Source organism: Qipengyuania polymorpha, assembly GCF_019711435.1.
GTDB classification, from domain to species: Bacteria; Pseudomonadota; Alphaproteobacteria; order Sphingomonadales; family Sphingomonadaceae; genus Qipengyuania; species Qipengyuania polymorpha.
The window spans coordinates 560,038-577,842 of sequence record NZ_JAIGNK010000003.1 but is presented as its reverse complement, the minus strand read 5'-3'; the positions used below and the strand labels follow the sequence as shown (position 1 = coordinate 577,842).

The 17,805-nt window shown below is 63.9% G+C and carries 19 protein-coding genes; 12 read left to right on the top strand and 7 right to left on the bottom strand.

What is annotated here, in order from left to right; translation table 11 throughout:
* Position 1 precedes the first annotated feature (1 nt).
* The 9 genes from K3152_RS11670 to K3152_RS11630 all read left to right on the top strand — a co-directional run bounded on the left by K3152_RS11670 (position 2) and on the right by K3152_RS11630 (position 8,878).
* Entirely contained in the window at positions 2-196 is a 195-nt protein-coding gene (locus tag K3152_RS11670) for a phage tail assembly chaperone (protein WP_221574263.1), read from the top strand.
* Positions 186-758, top strand: a complete 573-nt coding sequence (locus K3152_RS11665; RefSeq protein WP_221574262.1) for a tail tape measure protein — start codon at positions 186-188, stop codon at positions 756-758. The genes K3152_RS11670 and K3152_RS11665 overlap by 11 nt, the downstream gene beginning before the upstream one ends.
* An 11-nt stretch (positions 759-769) precedes the next feature.
* Positions 770-3,076, top strand: a complete 2,307-nt coding sequence (locus K3152_RS11660) for a DUF2460 domain-containing protein (RefSeq protein ID WP_221574261.1) — start codon at positions 770-772, stop codon at positions 3,074-3,076.
* Complete coding sequence (locus tag K3152_RS11655; RefSeq protein WP_221574260.1) at positions 3,073-3,888, top strand: DUF2163 domain-containing protein; 816 nt, start codon at positions 3,073-3,075, stop codon at positions 3,886-3,888. Before K3152_RS11660 ends, K3152_RS11655 begins: the two co-directional genes overlap by 4 nt.
* Positions 3,885-4,301, top strand: a complete 417-nt coding sequence (locus K3152_RS11650) for an NlpC/P60 family protein (protein WP_221574259.1) — start codon at positions 3,885-3,887, stop codon at positions 4,299-4,301. The genes K3152_RS11655 and K3152_RS11650 overlap by 4 nt, the downstream gene beginning before the upstream one ends.
* Positions 4,302-4,304: 3 nt before the next feature.
* On the top strand, positions 4,305-6,479 hold the full coding sequence (locus tag K3152_RS11645; RefSeq protein WP_221574258.1) for a GTA baseplate fiber-binding domain-containing protein: 2,175 nt from the start codon (positions 4,305-4,307) through the stop codon (positions 6,477-6,479).
* Between the two features lie 23 nt (positions 6,480-6,502).
* Positions 6,503-6,955 carry a DUF2793 domain-containing protein gene (locus K3152_RS11640; protein WP_221574257.1) on the top strand — a complete coding sequence of 151 codons (453 nt, stop codon included), beginning with the start codon at positions 6,503-6,505 and terminating at the stop codon, positions 6,953-6,955.
* 199 nt (positions 6,956-7,154) lie between these two features.
* Positions 7,155-8,261 (top strand): OmpA family protein, encoded by a 1,107-nt coding sequence (locus K3152_RS11635; protein WP_221574256.1) that lies wholly within the window; start codon positions 7,155-7,157, stop codon positions 8,259-8,261.
* Positions 8,262-8,350: 89 nt separating this feature from the next.
* Positions 8,351-8,878 carry a superoxide dismutase family protein gene (locus K3152_RS11630; RefSeq protein ID WP_221574255.1) on the top strand — a complete coding sequence of 176 codons (528 nt, stop codon included), beginning with the start codon at positions 8,351-8,353 and terminating at the stop codon, positions 8,876-8,878.
* Between the two features lie 10 nt (positions 8,879-8,888).
* Here K3152_RS11630 and K3152_RS11625 read toward each other — a convergent pair whose 3' ends face one another.
* From K3152_RS11625 to K3152_RS14310, 7 genes are all read right to left on the bottom strand, one after another.
* A complete protein-coding gene (locus K3152_RS11625) occupies positions 8,889-10,502 on the bottom strand; it encodes a spinster family MFS transporter (protein WP_247713361.1) in 1,614 nt (537 codons plus the stop codon).
* A gap of 4 nt (positions 10,503-10,506) precedes the next feature.
* Positions 10,507-11,223 (bottom strand): 7-cyano-7-deazaguanine synthase QueC, encoded by a 717-nt coding sequence (queC, locus tag K3152_RS11620; protein ID WP_221574254.1) that lies wholly within the window; start codon positions 11,221-11,223, stop codon positions 10,507-10,509.
* A 37-nt stretch (positions 11,224-11,260) separates the two neighbouring features.
* Positions 11,261-11,677 (bottom strand): hypothetical protein, encoded by a 417-nt coding sequence (locus K3152_RS11615; RefSeq protein WP_221574253.1) that lies wholly within the window; start codon positions 11,675-11,677, stop codon positions 11,261-11,263.
* A gap of 108 nt (positions 11,678-11,785) precedes the next feature.
* Positions 11,786-12,679, bottom strand: coding sequence for an Hsp33 family molecular chaperone HslO (hslO, locus tag K3152_RS11610; RefSeq protein ID WP_221574252.1), 894 nt, complete (start codon positions 12,677-12,679; stop codon positions 11,786-11,788).
* A 45-nt stretch (positions 12,680-12,724) separates the two neighbouring features.
* Positions 12,725-13,690, bottom strand: coding sequence for an ornithine carbamoyltransferase (gene argF, locus K3152_RS11605; RefSeq protein ID WP_221574251.1), 966 nt, complete (start codon positions 13,688-13,690; stop codon positions 12,725-12,727).
* Positions 13,690-14,880 carry an aspartate aminotransferase family protein gene (locus K3152_RS11600; RefSeq protein WP_221574250.1) on the bottom strand — a complete coding sequence of 397 codons (1,191 nt, stop codon included), beginning with the start codon at positions 14,878-14,880 and terminating at the stop codon, positions 13,690-13,692. The genes argF and K3152_RS11600 overlap by 1 nt, the downstream gene beginning before the upstream one ends.
* Before the next feature lie 135 nt (positions 14,881-15,015).
* Positions 15,016-15,792: a cold-shock protein gene (locus tag K3152_RS14310; RefSeq protein ID WP_221574249.1), complete on the bottom strand. Its 777-nt coding sequence runs from the start codon at positions 15,790-15,792 to the stop codon at positions 15,016-15,018.
* Positions 15,793-16,050: 258 nt separating this feature from the next.
* Here K3152_RS14310 and K3152_RS11590 point away from each other — a divergent pair, with 258 nt between their 5' ends.
* Genes K3152_RS11590 through K3152_RS11580 form a run of 3 tightly spaced genes read left to right on the top strand, consistent with a single transcriptional unit; the run spans position 16,051 to position 17,798 of the window.
* Entirely contained in the window at positions 16,051-16,863 is an 813-nt protein-coding gene (locus K3152_RS11590; protein WP_221574248.1) for a TerC family protein, read from the top strand.
* Positions 16,860-17,294: a protein tyrosine phosphatase family protein gene (locus K3152_RS11585; protein ID WP_221574247.1), complete on the top strand. Its 435-nt coding sequence runs from the start codon at positions 16,860-16,862 to the stop codon at positions 17,292-17,294. The genes K3152_RS11590 and K3152_RS11585 overlap by 4 nt, the downstream gene beginning before the upstream one ends.
* 33 nt (positions 17,295-17,327) lie before the next feature.
* Positions 17,328-17,798, top strand: coding sequence for a hypothetical protein (locus K3152_RS11580; protein ID WP_345719806.1), 471 nt, complete (start codon positions 17,328-17,330; stop codon positions 17,796-17,798).
* Positions 17,799-17,805: the final 7 nt, after the last annotated feature.

Sequence of the window (17,805 nt, the reverse complement as noted above, 5' to 3'; positions counted from 1 at the left end):
CATGGGCACCTTCTCCGGCAACGCCCGCACGCTCGCCGGATTGAGCGCGCGGGCGCTCGGCTGGACACCCGACACTTTCTGGAATGCCACGCCCGAGGAACTCGCCGCCTCGCTGGGCACCGGAGATACTCCGATTTCGCCGCCCACCCGCGCCGAAATCGCGGCACTCATCGAAAGGGACGCAAATGGACGATGATTTCGACGAACTGGTGGTCTCGGTCCGCGCCGACACTTCCGGTTTCGCCTCCGACGTGCAGCAGATGAAGCGCGAATTCGACACGGGCCTTCTCAGCGGTTTCGATGCGGCGGGGAAGATACTCGAACGCAGCCTTTCGACCGCGCTACGCAACGGCAAGTTCGAATTCGAGGATTTGAAACGCATAGCGCTCTCTGTCCTCGACCAGATTGCGAGCAAGGCGCTCACTTCGGGGCTCGATGCGATATTCGGCGGTCTCGGCAAGGGTGGTGGGAGCAGCGGCATCGGCGGGTTGATCGGCAGCGTCCTCGGCCTGCCGGGCCGTGCGACGGGCGGCATCGTCTCGCCCGACCGGCCCTTCCTCGTCGGAGAGCGCGGCCCCGAACTCTTCGTCCCCACTACCGCCGGACAGGTCGAGCCGACCAACCGGCTCGGCGGCACGAGGAACGACGTGCGCGTCTCCATCAACCTTGCCCAGCCACGCGGCGCCAGCACACCGACCGCGCTCCAGCGCTCCTCGCGCCAGGTAGCCAGCGCCGTGCGCCGCGCGTTGTCGGTTTAGGAGCATCCACCATGGCATTCTGGCTGGCGTCCAAGCGCCGCAAGCAGCATTCCGACTGGATACCGCGCTTCGACCCGCGTTTCTGGACGGTGAACTTCCCGCGCCCGATGATGGCGAGCGTCGTTTCCACCTCGCATAACGCGATGCGGGTGGATTGCGAGTTCCATTACGAGGGCGAACTCGCCGGCCTGATCTGGGAGAGTGAAGACACGCTCGACCACCCGCTGCTCGCTTACGAGACCCGCCGCGATTATGCGCACACCGTTCTCAGCTTTCGGTGGCGTTCTTCGGACCTCGTTGCGCTCGACCAGCCGCATGGGCCGACACTGACCATCGAGGGCCGCGATGCCAGCGGGACGGAGCGGGCATGGTACGTCCGCCTGTGGAACTACGCTGAAGGGTCGCCCACCGACGCCGTCGTCACCCTGCCCTTCTCACAACTGCAGTCGGGTTACGTCCTGCCGGGCGAAACCGTGCACCCCGCCGACATCGACCGGATGTTCATCAGCCTTGCCCCGCAAGGCTATGTCGAAGGATCGACCGAGCGCCTCTCGACCCTTGTCACCGCATGGGCAGAAGTTTCCGATTTGCTCTGTGAAGGCGACCACGCCATGCTTGAGGTGGGCGACATTATGCTGCCGGCTCACGGCGAGCAGATGGCGACCGCCTATGACGACAGTTTCAACCAGACCCCGGCGCGACTGCTGCGGCAGGTCGAAGGGCTCGGCTACCGCGGACGTATCGTCCATTATGTCGGCATGAGCCATTATTACCGGCTCGCAGGCAATGTCGAGCGGGTGCAATATGGCGGGCAGCTGTGCGGCCCCTGCGAAGCGTGGCACGCCGATTTCTTCGCCCGGGCGGTCGGGATGGGTTTTGCCCCGATCACTTCGCTGTCGTTCGAATTGCTTGCGCAGCATTGCCCGAACTGGTGGAAACAACGCGACTGGAGCTGGAATTTCGCAGAGACCGGTTGGGACCCGCCATCGGCCCTGCTCTCGCCTCTCATCGGCGATGCGATGACCTTCCTTCAGTCTATCGCCGCGCAATTCGTCGCGCTGATGGAAGCTGCCGGGGCCGAGGTGCTGTTCCAGATTGGCGAGCCCTGGTGGTGGGTCCAGCCCGATACGCGCGCGCCGTGCATCTTCGACGGGCCTTCTCGGACCGAATGGGGCGACGACCTCGTCGCCATCACCGATATGCGCGAGCCCATGAATGACGCGCAGAAGTTGCTGCTGGACCGCGCGGGCGAAGCGCTTGCCAATGCCACTTCGGCTTTGGCGCAATCAGTCCGCGATGCGGCGACTGGGGAGGCGGAAATCCTGCTGCTCGCCTTCACGCCGACCGTGCTCGACCCCGAAATGCCCGAGCTTTACCGCGCCAACATGCCGAGCGACTGGGCCTATCCTGCCTTCGACCGCCTGCAATTGGAAGATTACGATTGGCTCACCGCAGGCGCAGATGCCGCGCGGCGGACAGCACTCGACTTCACCGACCAGCGGCTCGGATACCCGATAGAGAAGCAGGACTATTTCTCGGGTTTCGTGCTCGACCCTGCCGACGCACATGAATTCTGGCCGCTCATCGACACCGCACTCGATGAGGCGCGCGAGAGAGGCGTGACGCAGCGCTTCGTCTGGGCGCTGCCGCAGGTCTCGCGCGATGGTTACACGCGGCTGCCCCGATACGAGGAGGATGAAGTGAATGCTTTCGACGATGTCGCCTATCCGTTGGCGCTGGGGCGCGACGCCTCGGTCAGCCCGGAATTCTCGACCAGCGTAGCGGTCACTTCCTCGGGGCACGAGCGCCGCAATGCGCTGTGGAGCGATGCGCGGATGCGTTACGATGTCGGGCCGGGCGTCCGCTCGCAGGCCGAGATGCGCGTGCTCATCGATTTCTTCCGCGCGCGCTATGGCCCTGCCCGCGGGTTTCGCCTGCGGGACCCTTACGATTACAGTTCCAACGGCGGTGATGGCGAGCCTACCGCGCAGGACGAACTTATCGGTACAGGCGATGGCCTTGCGGCGGACTTCCAGCTCTGCCGCAACTACGGTGAGCAGAAACGCCCCATCACCCGGCCCGAAGCAGGCAGCATCCTCGTCAGCGTCGATGGCGTGCCGGCGAGTGGCTGGAGTCACCTCGGCAAAGGCATCATCCGCTTCGACGCGCCTCCTGCTGCCGGGACTGAAATCCGCGCAGGCTTCCGCTTCGATGTACCCGTGCGCTTTGCCGAGGACCGCCTCGATGTCTCTGGCGCAACCTTTGCCGCGGGCGAAGCGCCGTCTGTCCCGCTCATCGAAATCCGCGAGGCATCATGAGCCGCACCTTCTTCGCCGCAGAGCTGGATACCGCCGCCAGCTGGTGGCGGATCCACCGCGCCGACGGCGTGACGCTCGGCTTCACCACCCACGACCGCGACCTGTGGTTCGGCGGCGTGCTCCATCGTTCGGCCCCCGGCATGCTGCCGTCTGCCATTCGCAAGTCGGCCAGCCTCGCGGATGACGAGGCCGAGGTCGAAGGCGCGCTCGGGCACGACACGATCCGCCCGAAAGACATCGGGACGGGACGCTTCGACGGCGCGCGGATCGAGAGCGGCATTGTCGATTGGGAGACGCTGGAGAACGCCGCACTCTACGCCGGCTCCATCGCTGCGGTGAGCCAGGACGCAGCCGGTTTCTCGGCGCAGTTGCAATCGGCCAAGGCAGCGCTCGATATCGATCCCGTGCCGCGCGCCAGCCCCTCGTGCCGTTCGCGCTTTTGCGGACCGGGCTGCGGTTTGTCTGCGGTTGGATTCACGGTGCGAACCGCCTGTGAGGGTGTCGACCACGACGCCAATGCGGTGACCCTCCCACTTGACCAGCCGAGCCTCTACCTGCGCGGCGAATTGCGGTGGCTGGACGGTCCGCAAACCGGCCTGACGATGAAAATCATCGGTCAATCGAACGGCGAACTGGAACTCGATACAGCGCTCGATGCAGCGATTGCTCCCGGCCACCGCGTCCTCCTTCGCCAAGGCTGCGACAAGACCATCGCCACTTGCGCCTCGCGATTCGACAACGCGATAAATTTCCAGGGCGAGCCGCACCTTCCCGGCAACGACCTCCTGGCCCAATACCCGCAGCCGCGATGACCGGCCTCGCGGCGCGCTTCGCAAATCATGCGGAGCAGCTCGAAGGAACGCTCTTCCGCTTCCATGGTCGCAATCCCGAGACGGGCCTCGACTGCATCGGTCTGGCTGCCTGTGCGCTCGAACGGGCAGGCGTCAAGAGCGATGCACCGAGCGGATACCTGCTCCGCAACAGCGACATTTCCCGTCACCTGGAGAAGATTCTCGATGCGGGGTTCGCTCCTGTCACTGGCAAGCCCCTGCGCGGCGACATCCTGCTCGTGCGGCCCGGCCCTTCGCAGCAGCACTTGCTCATCGCCCTCGGCAAGCATCGCTTCGTCCACGCCCACGCGGGCCTGCGCCGCGTCGTCATACAGACCGGCCTTTCGGGCTGGTCCATCCTCCACCACTGGCGCCTCGCCGCCGTACAGGAATAGCCCATGGCAACCATCGTTCTTTCCACTCTCGGCAGCATGCTCGGGCCGCTTGGCCAGGTCGTCGGAACGCTGGCCGGAAATGCCATCGACAATGCGCTTTTCGCGCCCGAGCCGCGCGAAGGTGCGCGCCTCAAGGAACTCACCGTCACCGGCTCGAGCTATGGCACGCCGATTGCCCGCCAATATGGCAAGATGCGCGTGCCCGGCACGATCGTCTGGTCGACCGACCTCGAGGAACATCGCGACAAGCAGAGCAACGGCAAGGGCGCGCCCAAGACGGTTACCTACAGCTACACCGTTTCCTTCGCCGTCGCCCTGTCGAGCGGCCCCATCGACAACATCGGCCGCATCTGGGCCGACGGAAACCTCCTTCGCGGAGCAGCCGGTGACCTGAAGAGCGCCGGTACGTTACGGGTTTACAAGGGCCACGGCCACCAGCCGCGCGACCCGCTGATGGAGGCGGCGCTCGGCAGCCAGTGCCCTGCGTTTCGTGGCTGCGCCTACGCCGTTTTCGAAGATCTCGACCTGACCGATTTCGGCAACCGCATCCCGGCGCTGACCTTCGAGGTTCTTGCAGGCGACGCGAGCCGGCTCGTCGAAACAATGCTGGAGGATAGCGAGGTCTCGGCGGACGAGACGACCCGCTTTGCGCAGCTGGGCGGTTTCAGCCATGAAGCCGGCAGCCTGCGCGATGTCGCCCGGCTGGTCGACCGGCTCCATCCTGTCGCACCCGTCGTAAACGACACCGGAATGAAGCTTGGCGCGGCGTCAGCCAACGCGGCGGCGCCCATCACCCTGCCGCAAGCCGCTGCATGGGACGACGGCGACTTCGGAAAGCAAGGGGGCGTGACTTCCGCCCGCAACAGCGCCCGGTCGAAAGCCTTTGCCTCGCTGCGGTATTACGACCCTGCCCGGGAATACCAGCCCGGCCTGCAGCACGCGGAAAACAGCGAAGCGGGCACCACCACCTTCCAGTTTCCCGGAGCGCTCTCGGCGAGCGATGCGCTGGGGCTTGCGCGCGAAGCCAACGGGCGCGCGGCCATCAACCGCGACCGCCTCCTTTGGCGCTGCTGCGAACTCGACCCGCGAATCCAGCCCGGCTCGGTGGTTATCGCGCCGGGACGACCCGGCCTCTGGCTGGTCGATGGCTGGGAATGGCGCGAACGGGGCGTGGAACTCGACCTCGTGCGCCATCGCAGCGGCTTCGGACAGGGTGGCGCAGCGGATGCCGGCAGCGGCTGGAGCCCTCTCGATCGCGGCGCCAGCACCACGCAGCTGAGAGTTTTCGAAACGCCGTGGGATGGCTCTGGCACCGCCAGCCAGCGCAGCATCTTTGCGGCCGCCAGCGCGGCCACCGGACGCTGGTCGGGCGCGGCACTCTACGCCGAACGCGACGGCGGCCTCATCGCCCTCGGCCAGGGTGCCGGCGAACGCGCCGTGAGCGGTGTACTGGCGTCTCCGCTCGGCTCCTCCATCGCGATGCGGCTCGAGCCCAGCGCAAGCCTGCGCGTCCAATTGCTCGATGACGAGGCCGAGCTTTACGGCTCGACGCTTTCCGGCATCGCCCAGGGCGACAACCGCCTTCAGGTCGGCAACGAGGTGGTGCAATTCCGCGCTGCCGAACCGCTTGGCGCAGGGCTGTGGGAATTGACAGGCCTCCTGCGCGGGCGAGGCGGCACGGAAATAGAGGCGGGGACCGGACATGCCTCGGGGACCCTGGTCACCCTGCTCGACGACCGCCTCGTCCCGCTCGGGGCAAACCCGCTTGCCCAGTCCGAATCCCAATTTGCCGCAATCGGCTTGTGGGACACCGAACCCGCCCGGGCTTCACTGGAAAACGCGAATGCGAGCCTACGTCCGCCCGCGCCGGTCCATTGCCGGATGGAACGAGCCGCAGATGGTAGCATCCGTCTCAGCTGGCGCAGGCGCGCTCGCGGCCAGTGGCTCTGGCTCGACGAGGTAGCCCAGCCGCTGGTCGAGGAAGTCGAACACTACAAGGTCGGTTACGGCCTCATATCCTCACCCCAAGCAACCTGGCTGATTTCTGCTCCAGAGCTGTCGCTTGCCGCCGACGAGGTCGACGCCTTGCGCGCGGCGCAGGCGGGGGAGGCCTTCTGGGTGCAGCAATTCGGTAGCTTTGCCCAATCCCCTGCCAGCGTTCTCGGAACTCTGGCCTGACACATGCCCCAAAGGACAAATCCATGAGCGATCCTGCAAGCTTTACCGATACCAGCGCCCGCCACGGCTTGCCGTACCTTTTCGCCGGACAGGCGCAGAAGGAATTCACTGTCAACGAGGCACTCGCGCGGATCGACGCGCTCCTCCACCCGGTCGTGACCGGGCGGCTCACTTCGGAACCCGCTGCGCCTGCAGCTGGAGACTGCTATATCGTCCTGGCCCCTGCGACCGACGAATTCGCCGGTCATGAAGACCGGATGGCCTCATGGGACGGGCAGCAGTGGACGTTTCTCGATCCCGCCGAAGGTATGATGGTTCGCGATGCATCAACCGGGACCCAGCTTGTTTACACCGCCGGCTGGCTAGAAGCTCCGTCATTTGCCGATCCGGCCGGAGGCACGACTGTCGATGTCGAGGCGCGTGACGCAATTACCGCACTTGCCGACGCATTGCGGAATTTCGGCATAATTTCCTGACCGCACCGGAACCTTGGCACCCGAACGACGTTAGGGCGGCATCAAAGGAGGGACCACAAACCCGGAAATCTTTGTTTAAACATCGGGATTTGAGACATTCTTGCAACAGTTCCCGATGAATGACGCTTGCCAGCCTCGTGAGGCGACTATAGATAAGTTTCACTCGGTGGCTCCAATTCGCAAAAAGGGGAAATAAATAATGCGGAAATTAGTCATAGGGATGGCAATGGCCTCGACGGCCATGGCTTCTCCCGCCCTTGCCAGGGATAATTCGTGGTACATCGGTGGCGAATTCGGCCCGATGCTCGTCGAAAACACCGAACTGACCACCGTCGACGAAGACGACAACAGCATGGTCACCCTCGAATTCAACGAGGGCTTCGATGGCGGCGGCTACGTCGGTTACGATTTCGGTGCGTTCCGCCTGGAAGCCGAAGTCAGCTATCGTGAAGCAGATCACAATGAAGCCGCAATTGGCTCGCCGGTGCTCGCAGAATTCCCGGCTGACGGTTCGACCAGCTCGCTGGCATTCATGCTCAACGGCCTGTTCGACTTCGGTCCGGACGATGGCCTCCAGGCCTATGCCGGTGGTGGTCTCGGTATCGCACGCACCAGCGTCGACGGCGAAATCTTCATCCCGCGCGCATCGAACGCCGTAATCGACGATTCGTCGAGCGGCCTCGCATGGCAGCTGCTCGCAGGTGTCCAGGCACCGCTGACCGACACGATCGACGTCGGCCTGCGTTATCGCATGTTCACTGCTGAAGATGTCGACATCGTCGACGCAGCCGGCACGGCATGGGAAGGCAAGCTCCGCAGCCACTCGCTGATGGGCACGCTGGCATTCAACTTCGGCGCTCCGGTTCCGCCGCCGCCGCCGCCGCCGCCGCCTCCCCCGCCGCCTCCGCCGCCCCCGCCTCCGCCGCCGCCGCCGCCGCCTCCGCCGGCTCCGGTGTGCCAGCAGGGCCCGTACATCGTCTTCTTCAACTGGGACGAATCGGACATCACGCCTGAGGCAGCAACCATCCTCGACAACGCGGTTTCGGCATACGCCAACTGCGGCACGGCTTCGGTCATGCTCGCTGGCCACACCGACACCTCGGGTTCGACGCAGTACAACATGGGCCTCGCCCAGCGTCGTAACTCCTCGGTCCGCGACTATCTTACCGCTCGCGGTATTCCCGATGGTCGTATCAGCAGCGAAGCCTTCGGCGAAAGCCAGCTCCGCGTGCCGACTGCCGACGGTGTTCGCGAACTGCAGAACCGTCGTGTGGAAGTTACCTACGGCCCGGGTTCGGGCATGTAATTCACTCTCCGGAGTTGAACACCGAGAAGGGGCCGGAGCAATCCGGCCCCTTTTTCGTTGGTGGTGCGAAACCCAGGAGGAATTTCCGTATGCGCATTGCTTTGACCGTCGCCACTTCTGCCCTCGCACTGGCGGGATGCACCAGTCTGGATAGCATTCCGACCGAGCGCGTAGGGGAAGTCAGCCTGTCCTTTGCCAACGGCCTGCCCGCCGGTACAGGTCAGCTCCTCTCGGATGGCAGGACCATTTCCCTCGCCGTTGCAGCGACCGGGCTGGAACCGGGTGAGCACGGGTTTCACCTGCACACGACTGGCAAGTGCACCGCCCCCGATTTCAAGAGCGCCGGCGGACACCTCAATCCCGCCGGGAACGAACACGGTTCGCTTAATCCGCAAGGCAAACACCTCGGCGATTTGCCCAACCTCGTTATCGGCGCATCACGCAGCGCAAGCACCGAAATTGACCTCGGTGCCGATACGCGCGCGCTGAGGGAAACGCTGTTCGATGCCGACGGCACGGCTGTGGTAATCCACGAGGGTGCCGACGACTATCGCAGCGACCCGGCTGGCGATGCCGGGTCACGCGTGGCTTGCGGAGTTCTTCGCCCGGCGAGCTAGAGAACCGGCCTCAGACGTTCTCGCCTGCGGCTCTGGCGCGCTCGACAACACTCGCGCCGGCTGACGGCACGAGCTTGATGGCCAGCAGCAAGAGCACCAACCCGACCGGCACGGCGACAAGTGTCGACAGGACGCCGGTCGACAGGTCGTCGCCATTCGTTGCCGAGACGTAACCCGCCATGAAGGGCCCGAGGCCGAGGCCGATGAGTGTCGTCGAAAGGAAGAAGGTAGCGGTTGCCAGTCCGCGCATACGCGGGAGTACCAGCGCCTGGCTGCTCGCCGCCGCTGCTCCCAAGGCCGCTGCCGAGAACATGTTGGCGAAGAAACTGGCGATGTAGAACACCGTCAGTTCGGGTGTCGTATAAGCCACCCAGATGGCCGGAATGGGAGCGAGCAGGCCGAACAGCACGACATAGAGGCGCCCCTCGGGTCGGCGCTCGAGCAGGAAGTCGGCCATACGCCCGCCCAGGATGACGCCAAGGAAACCAGCCACTGCGGCGGGCGCGCCAAGGAACCAGCCGAGGTCCGACTTGTCGGCGCCAAGAGCGCGCTCTGCATATGGCGCGCCCCAATAGGATCCGGCATAGGCCATGAAGGCGACCATGCCGTAGCCGAGGATGACGGTCAGGAAGGCGGGCGAACCCCATGTCAGGCGGAAGGTAGGCAGGTCGCGCGCCTTCAGGCCCATCGCCCAGCTGTAAACTGCGTAATAGCCGATGCCGAGGAACAGCCACTGGTCGGAAACGAAACCCGGCAGCAAGGAAGCGCTGGCGGGAGCGATTTTTGTCATTACCCAAGCGAGGACGGCGAAGCCAACAAGTCCTGCGAGGTTGACCAGCAATGCTTTCGTGCCGCGTGAAGCAGCGCCGAAAATCGTGAACGGCGGGATGACCTGGAAGAGTTCGCGCAGGAAACCGCGAAAGGGTTCCGGATCTTCGGGGGTCGGGATGCCGTCGATTTCACCGCGTACCGGCTCGCGCAGGCTGAGCACCCAGATGGCGAGCAACAGGCCGGGAATACCAACGGCAAGGAATGCTGCCTGCCAGCCAACGAGGCCGAGCGGGCCACCCCCCGGATAAGCCTCGTTCCATGCCTCGACCACCATTGCGCCAATCAGCAGGGAGATACCGCCGCCGATGTAGAGGCCGGACGAATAGATGGCCAAGGCCGTCGCGCGCAGGCGGGCGGGAAACCAGTCCGAAATCAGCGAATAGGCCGAAGGGCTGGCCGTCGCCTCGCCAACGCCAACACCAATGCGAGCAAAGGTCAGAGTGGCTGCATTCTTCGCAAAGCCCGAAAGCGCAGTCATTGTCGACCAGAGCGTCAGGCCGATCGCCATGAGGCGCACGCGTTTCCAGCTATCGGCCAGCTTGCCCAGCGGGATACCGAAAAGTGCGTAGAAAACCGCGAAGGCCGTCCCATAGAGGAAGCCCAGATAGTCGTCCTCGACCCCGAGGTCGGCCTTGATATCGTTGGCCAGGATCGACAGGATTTGCCGGTCGATGAAGTTGAGCATGTAGACGACGACGAGAACACCGAGCGCATACCAGCTGTAGCTAGGGACCTTCGCTTCCGCGCCCCCCACTGGTGTCTGTTCGGCTTCGGCGGGCGTCGGCTGGGTCAAATCTCTACTCCGTCAGGGCAGGTGCGTCCTTGGAATAGGCAGTCGTATCGACAAGTCCCGCTTCTTCAAACCCTTTTCGGCGAAGACGGCAGGAATCGCAGGCGCCGCACGCCATGCCGTCGTCGGTCGGGTCATAGCAGGACCAGCTCCACGCCGGATCGAGACCAAGGCGGTGGCACTCGCGTGCTATATCCGCCTTACTCATGTGCTGGAGCGGCGCATGGATGGTAAAGGGCTCGCCCTCGACGCCCTGCTTGGTCCCCAGCCGGGCGGTTTCTGCAAAGCTCGCGATAAATTCCGGTCGGCAATCGGGATAGCCCGAATAATCGAGCGCATTCACCCCGATAAAGATATCTCGCGAGCCCGAAGTCTCGGCAAAGGCGGTGGTCAGGGCGAGGAACACGAGATTGCGCGCCGGGACATAGGTAACCGGAATATCGTCACCCACGCCATCCTTTGGCACTTCGATATCGGCTGTGAGCGCCGAACCGCCGAACTTGCGCAAGTCGAGTGGCAGTTCGACATGCCGCGCTACACCGAGCCTTTGCGCAATCGCCCGCGCGGATTCCAATTCGCGCACATGCCGCTGGCCATAATCGATCGTGAGGGCATGCACGTCATGCCCCTGTTCCCTCGCAAGAGCAGCGGTAACCATCGAATCCAGCCCCCCCGAAAGCAGGACGACGGCGGGACCGGGCTTTGCAGGAGTAAATTCGCTCATGCGGCGCAATTATGCGCTCGCAAGGGCGGGGGCAAGGCTATCGGCAGCGACCGGTGTGCCGCGCTTCGGCCGAAAACTGGAACGGGCGGCCATCGACGATGCCCTGGCTGTCGATTTGGACGAGTCCATTGCCTTCCTTGCGGATGCTCGTGCGGCCGTAGCCGTTCCCGCGACAGGTATACTGCACGGTTACCTCATCCTTGCCATCCTCGACGACGAAGCGATTGCACCCGGTTTCGCTATGGCGAAGCTGGATGAATTCCCGCCCGCTGCGGACGCACAGGTTCCGAGACGTAGAGCCATCACGATAACGCAGTTCCCAGCCGCCCTTGTCGAGCGAATCGAGCATCGCCAGCGAGCCTTGGGCAAGCGCAGCGCCGCCCAAGAGAACGGCGGGCAAGCCTGCCACGAGGGCCGCTGTGCGGATAAACTTACGGTTCGGCATCGGTTTCATGTCTCGACTATTATCACATCCGGAACGCAGATGATTTACTGCTTATGGTATATTTCGTCGATGAACCGTTCCGGAACAGCGCCGAAATGAAATCTCGTCCGAGAGCGCTCACGCCTCGATAGGGAACTTGCGCGAGCAGAACGCGCAATCGACCACAATCTTTCCCTTCTCATCGCGCATGTCTGCGCGGTCGGCCTCGGGGAACTTGGCAAGCACATCCTGGTAGTGCTCCACCGAACAGCGGCAACCGCGCTCAATCGCTGCGCCGCCTTCGATCCGAACCTCCTCTTCCTCGTGGAACAGGCGCCACACAATCGCCTCGAGCGATAGCTCGGCGTCGAGCAATTCCTCGTGCTTGACCGTGCCACCCAGGATGGCGACGTGCTCCCATTCGGGATGGTCGAGCCGGGCATGGAGGCGTTCGCGCCCTTCCTCCCCATCGGGCAAGTGCTGGATGAGCATGCCTGCAGCGAGGCATTTCCCTCCTTCCGATCGCACGGCCGAACGCATGAGCGTAGGGACCTGCTCGGACTGGAGGAAATACATTTCGCACGCCTGGGCCAGTGTTTCGCCTTCGAGCGGGACAATGCCCTGATAGCGCCCCTTCCCCTTGGCAACGTCGAAGGTGATGGCGAGATAGCCCTTCCCGAACAAGGCGAAAAGCGAGGGGTTGGCCCCGAGCTCGGTCAGCTTCTCCGCGTCGAAATCGACGTATCCGCGCAATTCCCCGCCGCGATAGTCGCACACCAGCAGGTTCACCGCCCCCGCTTCTGTCTGCGCCTGCATGGTGACTTGCGAGCCGTCGTCTTTTAGCAGCGACCCCATCAGCGTCACCAGCACCAGCGCTTCGGCGAGGAGGTGCTTGATGGGCGCGGGGTAATCATGCGCGGAAAGGATCGCATCCAAGGTCGTGTCGAGCCGCACAATGCGGCCGCGCGTGTCACGCGAGGGGATGGTAAAGCCAAGCGTTTGGCCGGAGTAGGTTTCTGCAGTCTCGGTCATGCGCAGGCATATGGGAAGGCGCTTTGCCCATTTACAGGGGTGAAATCAGGGCGCGATTTTCCCGAAGCACCAGAGCAGGACCGACTTCTGCGCATGGATACGGTTCTCCGCCTCGTCGAAGACCACCGATTGCGGTCCTTCGAACACTTCCCCGGTCACCTCGTCGCCGACATGCGCGGGCAGGCAGTGGAGGAATTTCGCGTCCGGCTTGGCGAGGCCCATCAGTTTCGAGCCGACCTGGAAGGGCGCCATCGCCGCAATCTTGTTGTGGGCATGGTCCTGCCCCATCGACACCCATGTGTCAGTGACGATGATGTCGGCCCCGCGCGCGGCTTCTTCGGCATCGTGCGTCAGCGTGACATTCGCACCGCCCTTGCGGGCCATCTCGATGAATTCGCTTTCCGGTTCGTAGCCCTTCGGCACACCAACCCGGACGTTGAACTTGAAGATGCCCGCTGCCTCGAGAATCGAATGCAGCACGTTGTTGCCGTCACCCAGCCACGCGACTTCGAGGCCCGGCAAGGCCTTGCCATGCTCGACCATGGTCAGGAGGTCGGCAACGATCTGGCAGGGGTGCGAGCGGTCGGTCAGGCCGTTGATGACCGGGACATGGGCATGATGCGCCAGTTCTTCGGCCTTGGCGTGGTCATCGGTACGAATCATGATGGCATCGACCATCCGGCTGAGCACTCGGGCGGTATCGGCGATGCTTTCGCCGCGGCCCAACTGGCTCGTTCCAGAATCAAGGATGAGCGTCGAGCCACCCAGCTGGCGCATGCCGACATCGAAGCTGACGCGAGTGCGGGTCGAGTTCTTCTCGAAAATCATCCCGAGCACGTGCCCTGCGAGCGGCGCGTCGGTATCAGCCTTACCCTTCGACCAGCCCTTGCGCGCAGCCTTGCGGTCCTGCGCATCGGCGAGCATGGCGGCAATCGCGTCCCCGCCCGCATCCGATAGGTCGAGGAAGTTCCTCACCACCGGGGCCAGGTCGAGCGCGTCGCCGCCTGCCATCAGCTTGCCGCCGGGTCGAAGCTCGCCGCGCCGGCGGAGAGCTTGTCGAAGAACTCGTCGAACTCCGCATCGCCTGCTACCAGCGGCGGCAGGACGCGCAGCGTCTGGTCGCCCGCAGCCACGGTGAGCAGCTGGTGGTTGTCGCGAAGGTGGACGAAGAAAGGCCGGCTTTCGACCTTCATGCGAATGCCGAGCATCAGGCCCTTGCCGCGCACGAAGTCGAACAGGTCGGGGTAGTTGCCGATGAACTGTTCGAGACGGCTGCGCAGGCGCTCGCCCTTCTCGGTCACTTCGGCGAGGAATTCCTCATTCGCCACCGCGTCCATCACCGCCATGCCGGCCGCCATGGCGAGCGGATTGCCGCCGTAGGTCGAGCCATGCGTGCCGAACCCCATCCCGCGTGCCGCCTTTTCGGTGGCGAGGCAGGCGCCGAAGGGGAAGCCGCCGCCGATACCCTTGGCGCTGGCCATGATGTCGGGCTCGATGCCGTAATGCTCATAAGCGTACAGCTTGCCGGTGCGGGCCACGCCGCACTGGACCTCGTCGAACACGAGCATGAGATCGTGCTCGTCACAGAGCGCCTTGAGGCCTTGGATGAATGCGTCCGACGCCGGGCGGATGCCGCCCTCGCCCTGAATGGGTTCGACGAGGAAGCCTGCCGTCTTGTCGCTGACGAGGGCCTTGGCGCTTTCGAGATTGTCGAACTCGGCATACTGGAACCCGGCGAGCATCGGGTAGAAGCCCTTGTGCATCTTTTCCTGGTTCGAGGCGCTGATGGTGGCCATCGTGCGGCCGTGGAAGGCGTTGGTGAAGGTAATCAGCTCGGTGCGGTTCGAATCGCCATCTTCGTGCTGGTGATAGGCACGCGCGGTCTTGATCGCGCATTCGACCGCTTCTGCGCCCGAGTTCGTGAAAAAGACCGTGTCGGCAAAAGTCTTGTCGACGAGCCTCTGCGCCAGTGCCTCACCCTGCGGGCTGCCATAGAGGTTCGAGACATGCATCAGGGTCTCGGCCTGCTTCTGGATCGCGCCGATGAGGCCCGCATGGCTGTGCCCGAGCAGGTTCACCGCGATACCGCTGGCAAAGTCGAGATAGCGGGTGCCGTCTTCGTCGATGAGGTGGCAATGATCGCCCTTCACGGGGCGCACACCGCAGCGGGGATAAACGGGCATCAGCGGGCTGATCGACATGTTCGTGGGCTCTCCTCAGGAAATAAAAGACAAATGGCGGCCCCGGATATGGGAACCGCCATCTGCGTGTTTGCCAGCGATCTATTCCTTCGCAGCGCTTTGGTCAAACGCCTCGCGAAGGTACCGGTCCGTGCCTTATTCGGCGGGGGACAGGTTGACCGCGGAATACTTGCCGCGTCGGTCGACTTCGAGGTCGAACTCGTAACGCTCGCCCTCGTTGATCTGCGAAAGGCCCGAACGCTCGACAGCACTGATGTGCACGAATGCGTCGGGCTGGCCATCGTCGCGGGTGAGGAAGCCGAAGCCCTTCATCGAGTTGAAGAACTTGACCGTCCCGGTCGCCTTCTCGCCGGTCAGCTCGCGGCGCGGCGCTTCGCTACGCGATTCGACGGCAATCACATCGCCGACAATCTGCAGGTCCTGAGCCGAAACCTTGCCGCCACGGTCGACGAGGTTGAATTCGAGTTCCTGGCCTTCTGCCAGGCCTTCGAGACCCGCACGCTCGACAGCGCTGATGTGGACGAAGATGTCTTCGCCGCCGGTTTCCTGCTGGATGAAGCCGAAGCCCTTCTGGCTGTTGAAGAACTTCACCGTGCCCTTGCCGGTGCCGACAACCTGGGCTGGCATGCGGTTGCCACCACCGCCACCGCCACGCGGACCGCCGCCGAAGCCGCCTCCGCCACGGTTGCCGCCGCCGAAGCCGCCGCCACCACCGCGGTTTCCGCCGCCGTAACCACCGCGGTCACCGCCGCCGAAGCCGCCGCGATCGCCGCCGCCGAAGCCGCCACGGTCACCGCCGCCGAAGCCACCGCCACCGAAATCGCCCGGAGGACCACCGAAGGGATCGTAGCTGTCCTCGCCGATATTGTCGCGCTTGTCCCGTCCGCGGCGCCGCCCTTTGTCGTAACCCATAAGTCGTAAAATACCTTGTCGCGCAGCCCGGGTAATCGCGAGCGCCGACACGTGGGCCGCAAGGCGTGCCTGGCGCGTGCGGGCATGAGATTTCAAAAAATCCTCCCGCATCAGCTTCGTGCATAGCGCGAAAATTCGCGTCATGCGAATAATTTAGCGCGAGGCCTCCTTGTAGGGCTCAAATGTGACATTTTCGCATGGCACGCGACGGGCGGTTTCACTTGTCAGAACGCGCCCGGCTTGGCATCGCACTCGCCCATGGATTACCTGATAACCCTGTTCTCCGACCCTGCAACATGGCTCGCGCTGCTCACGCTCATCATGCTCGAGGTCATTCTCGGGGTCGACAACCTCATCTTCATTGCCATCCTTTCGAACAAGCTGCCCGAACACCAGCAGCAGCGGGCAAGGCGTATCGGCCTCTCGCTGGCGCTCATCATGCGCATCGGCATGCTGATGCTGATCGGCTGGCTGGTGACCTTGCAGACACCCCTGTTCGATCTCGGCATCGAGGGACAGCCCGGGCCCTATGGCGAGCCGACCTTCGAAACGGCCTTCTCGGGCCGCGACCTCATCCTGCTCGCAGGCGGGCTGTTCCTGCTGTGGAAGGCGACCAAGGAAATCCACCACTCGATGGAGCCGGAAGACAATTCGGGTGACCTGCTCGACAAGACGCCCGGTACGGCCGATGCGGTCAAGGCAACATTCGGTGCGGTCATCGCGCAAATCGTCGCCATCGACCTTGTCTTCTCGGTCGATTCGATTCTCACCGCGGTGGGCATGACCGACGAGATACCCATCATGGTGATCGCCGTGGTCATCACCGTCGGCATCATGATGGTCGCCGCCGACCCGCTGGCGAAATTTATCGAGAAGAACCCGACACTCGTCATGCTGGCGCTGGCGTTTCTCGTGATGATCGGCCTCGTGCTGATTGCCGACGGCTTCGGCTTCCACGTCCCCAAGGGCTATATCTACGCGGCGATGGGCTTTTCGGTGGGGGTGGAAATCCTCAACATGGTCCAGCGCAAACGCCGCGTGCCAGCCGCAACAAAGGGATTCGACACATGAGCCAGTTCAAGCAATTGACCGAGAAGTTCTGGGCTTCGCCGCAAATCGACGTCGCCGATGTCGAGACGGCCAAGGCAGAAGGTTTCACCCATATCATCTGCAATCGTCCGGACAGCGAGGCACCTGACCAGCCCAGCGCCGCCGAAATCGGCGCGGCGGCAAGGCAGCTCGGAATGGGTTTCAGCGAAGTGCCGGTAAGCTCGGCGGGCTTCAGCCTGCCGCAGGTCGACGCGATGCAGGACGCGCTTGCGAAGGGCGGCGATAAGGTGCTCGGCTATTGCCGCTCGGGCACGCGCTCGACGCTGCTGTGGGCCATGGTGCAGGCAAAGGCCGGGGCGGACCTCGATGATATCGAGCAAAAGGCGTCTGCGGCCGGCTACAGCACCTCTGCCATTCGCCCGACGATGGAAATGCTCGCCAAGGGCGGGTGACCGCTGGCGGCTGTCGCGCAGCAGCAGGCTTGCGTGGATCTCGAACCTGCGGGTCTCGTCCACATCTGCTTGCTGGAAAGCGCGCCCCGTGCCAATCCGCTATGCCTCATGGACCCGCAACTGCTGCAATTCTTCGGCTCGCTTGCCGCTATCCTCCTCCTCGCAGGCATTGCCTGGAGCCTGAAGCTCGGCCCCGAGCGCAAGCTGGAAAGCGAGGAGGACGCGCGCCGCGCTGCCGGTGAGGCGGTCGACGGTTTCGACGCCGAGAAACTGTCGCTCGACAGCGAAGGCCGCGGTGCCTTGCTGTCAGACGCATCGGGAAACATCCTGCTGCTGCGTCCGCACGGGACGCATTTCGCAGGCCGCATCCTCACCGCCGCAGCCAGCGCCGCAATCGAGGGCGACACGCTCGTCATCGACACCGCCGAAAAGCGTTACGGCGCAGCCAGACTGGTGCTCGATGATGCGCCAGCTTGGGTTCAGCGAATTGAGGCTATAAAGTAGCGCGACC

Excerpts from the sequence above, each read along its gene's own strand:
- K3152_RS11585 (WP_221574247.1), top strand. The coding sequence starts at position 16,860 with ATGAGCCAGTTCAAGCAATTGACCGAGAAGTTCTGGGCTTCGCCGCAA.
- hslO (WP_221574252.1), bottom strand. The coding sequence starts at position 12,679 with ATGACCGAGACTGCAGAAACCTACTCCGGCCAAACGCTTGGCTTTACC.
- K3152_RS11635 (WP_221574256.1), top strand. The coding sequence starts at position 7,155 with ATGCGGAAATTAGTCATAGGGATGGCAATGGCCTCGACGGCCATGGCT.
- K3152_RS14310 (WP_221574249.1), bottom strand. The coding sequence starts at position 15,792 with ATGGGTTACGACAAAGGGCGGCGCCGCGGACGGGACAAGCGCGACAAT.
- K3152_RS11665 (WP_221574262.1), top strand. The coding sequence starts at position 186 with ATGGACGATGATTTCGACGAACTGGTGGTCTCGGTCCGCGCCGACACT.
- K3152_RS11590 (WP_221574248.1), top strand. The coding sequence starts at position 16,051 with ATGGATTACCTGATAACCCTGTTCTCCGACCCTGCAACATGGCTCGCG.
- K3152_RS11655 (WP_221574260.1), top strand. The coding sequence starts at position 3,073 with ATGAGCCGCACCTTCTTCGCCGCAGAGCTGGATACCGCCGCCAGCTGG.
- K3152_RS11650 (WP_221574259.1), top strand. The coding sequence starts at position 3,885 with ATGACCGGCCTCGCGGCGCGCTTCGCAAATCATGCGGAGCAGCTCGAA.
- K3152_RS11645 (WP_221574258.1), top strand. The coding sequence starts at position 4,305 with ATGGCAACCATCGTTCTTTCCACTCTCGGCAGCATGCTCGGGCCGCTT.
- queC (WP_221574254.1), bottom strand. The coding sequence starts at position 11,223 with ATGAGCGAATTTACTCCTGCAAAGCCCGGTCCCGCCGTCGTCCTGCTT.
- K3152_RS11600 (WP_221574250.1), bottom strand. The coding sequence starts at position 14,880 with ATGTCGATCAGCCCGCTGATGCCCGTTTATCCCCGCTGCGGTGTGCGC.
- K3152_RS11660 (WP_221574261.1), top strand. The coding sequence starts at position 770 with ATGGCATTCTGGCTGGCGTCCAAGCGCCGCAAGCAGCATTCCGACTGG.
- K3152_RS11640 (WP_221574257.1), top strand. The coding sequence starts at position 6,503 with ATGAGCGATCCTGCAAGCTTTACCGATACCAGCGCCCGCCACGGCTTG.
- K3152_RS11615 (WP_221574253.1), bottom strand. The coding sequence starts at position 11,677 with ATGAAACCGATGCCGAACCGTAAGTTTATCCGCACAGCGGCCCTCGTG.
- K3152_RS11630 (WP_221574255.1), top strand. The coding sequence starts at position 8,351 with ATGCGCATTGCTTTGACCGTCGCCACTTCTGCCCTCGCACTGGCGGGA.
- argF (WP_221574251.1), bottom strand. The coding sequence starts at position 13,690 with ATGGCAGGCGGCGACGCGCTCGACCTGGCCCCGGTGGTGAGGAACTTC.
- K3152_RS11670 (WP_221574263.1), top strand. The coding sequence starts at position 2 with ATGGGCACCTTCTCCGGCAACGCCCGCACGCTCGCCGGATTGAGCGCG.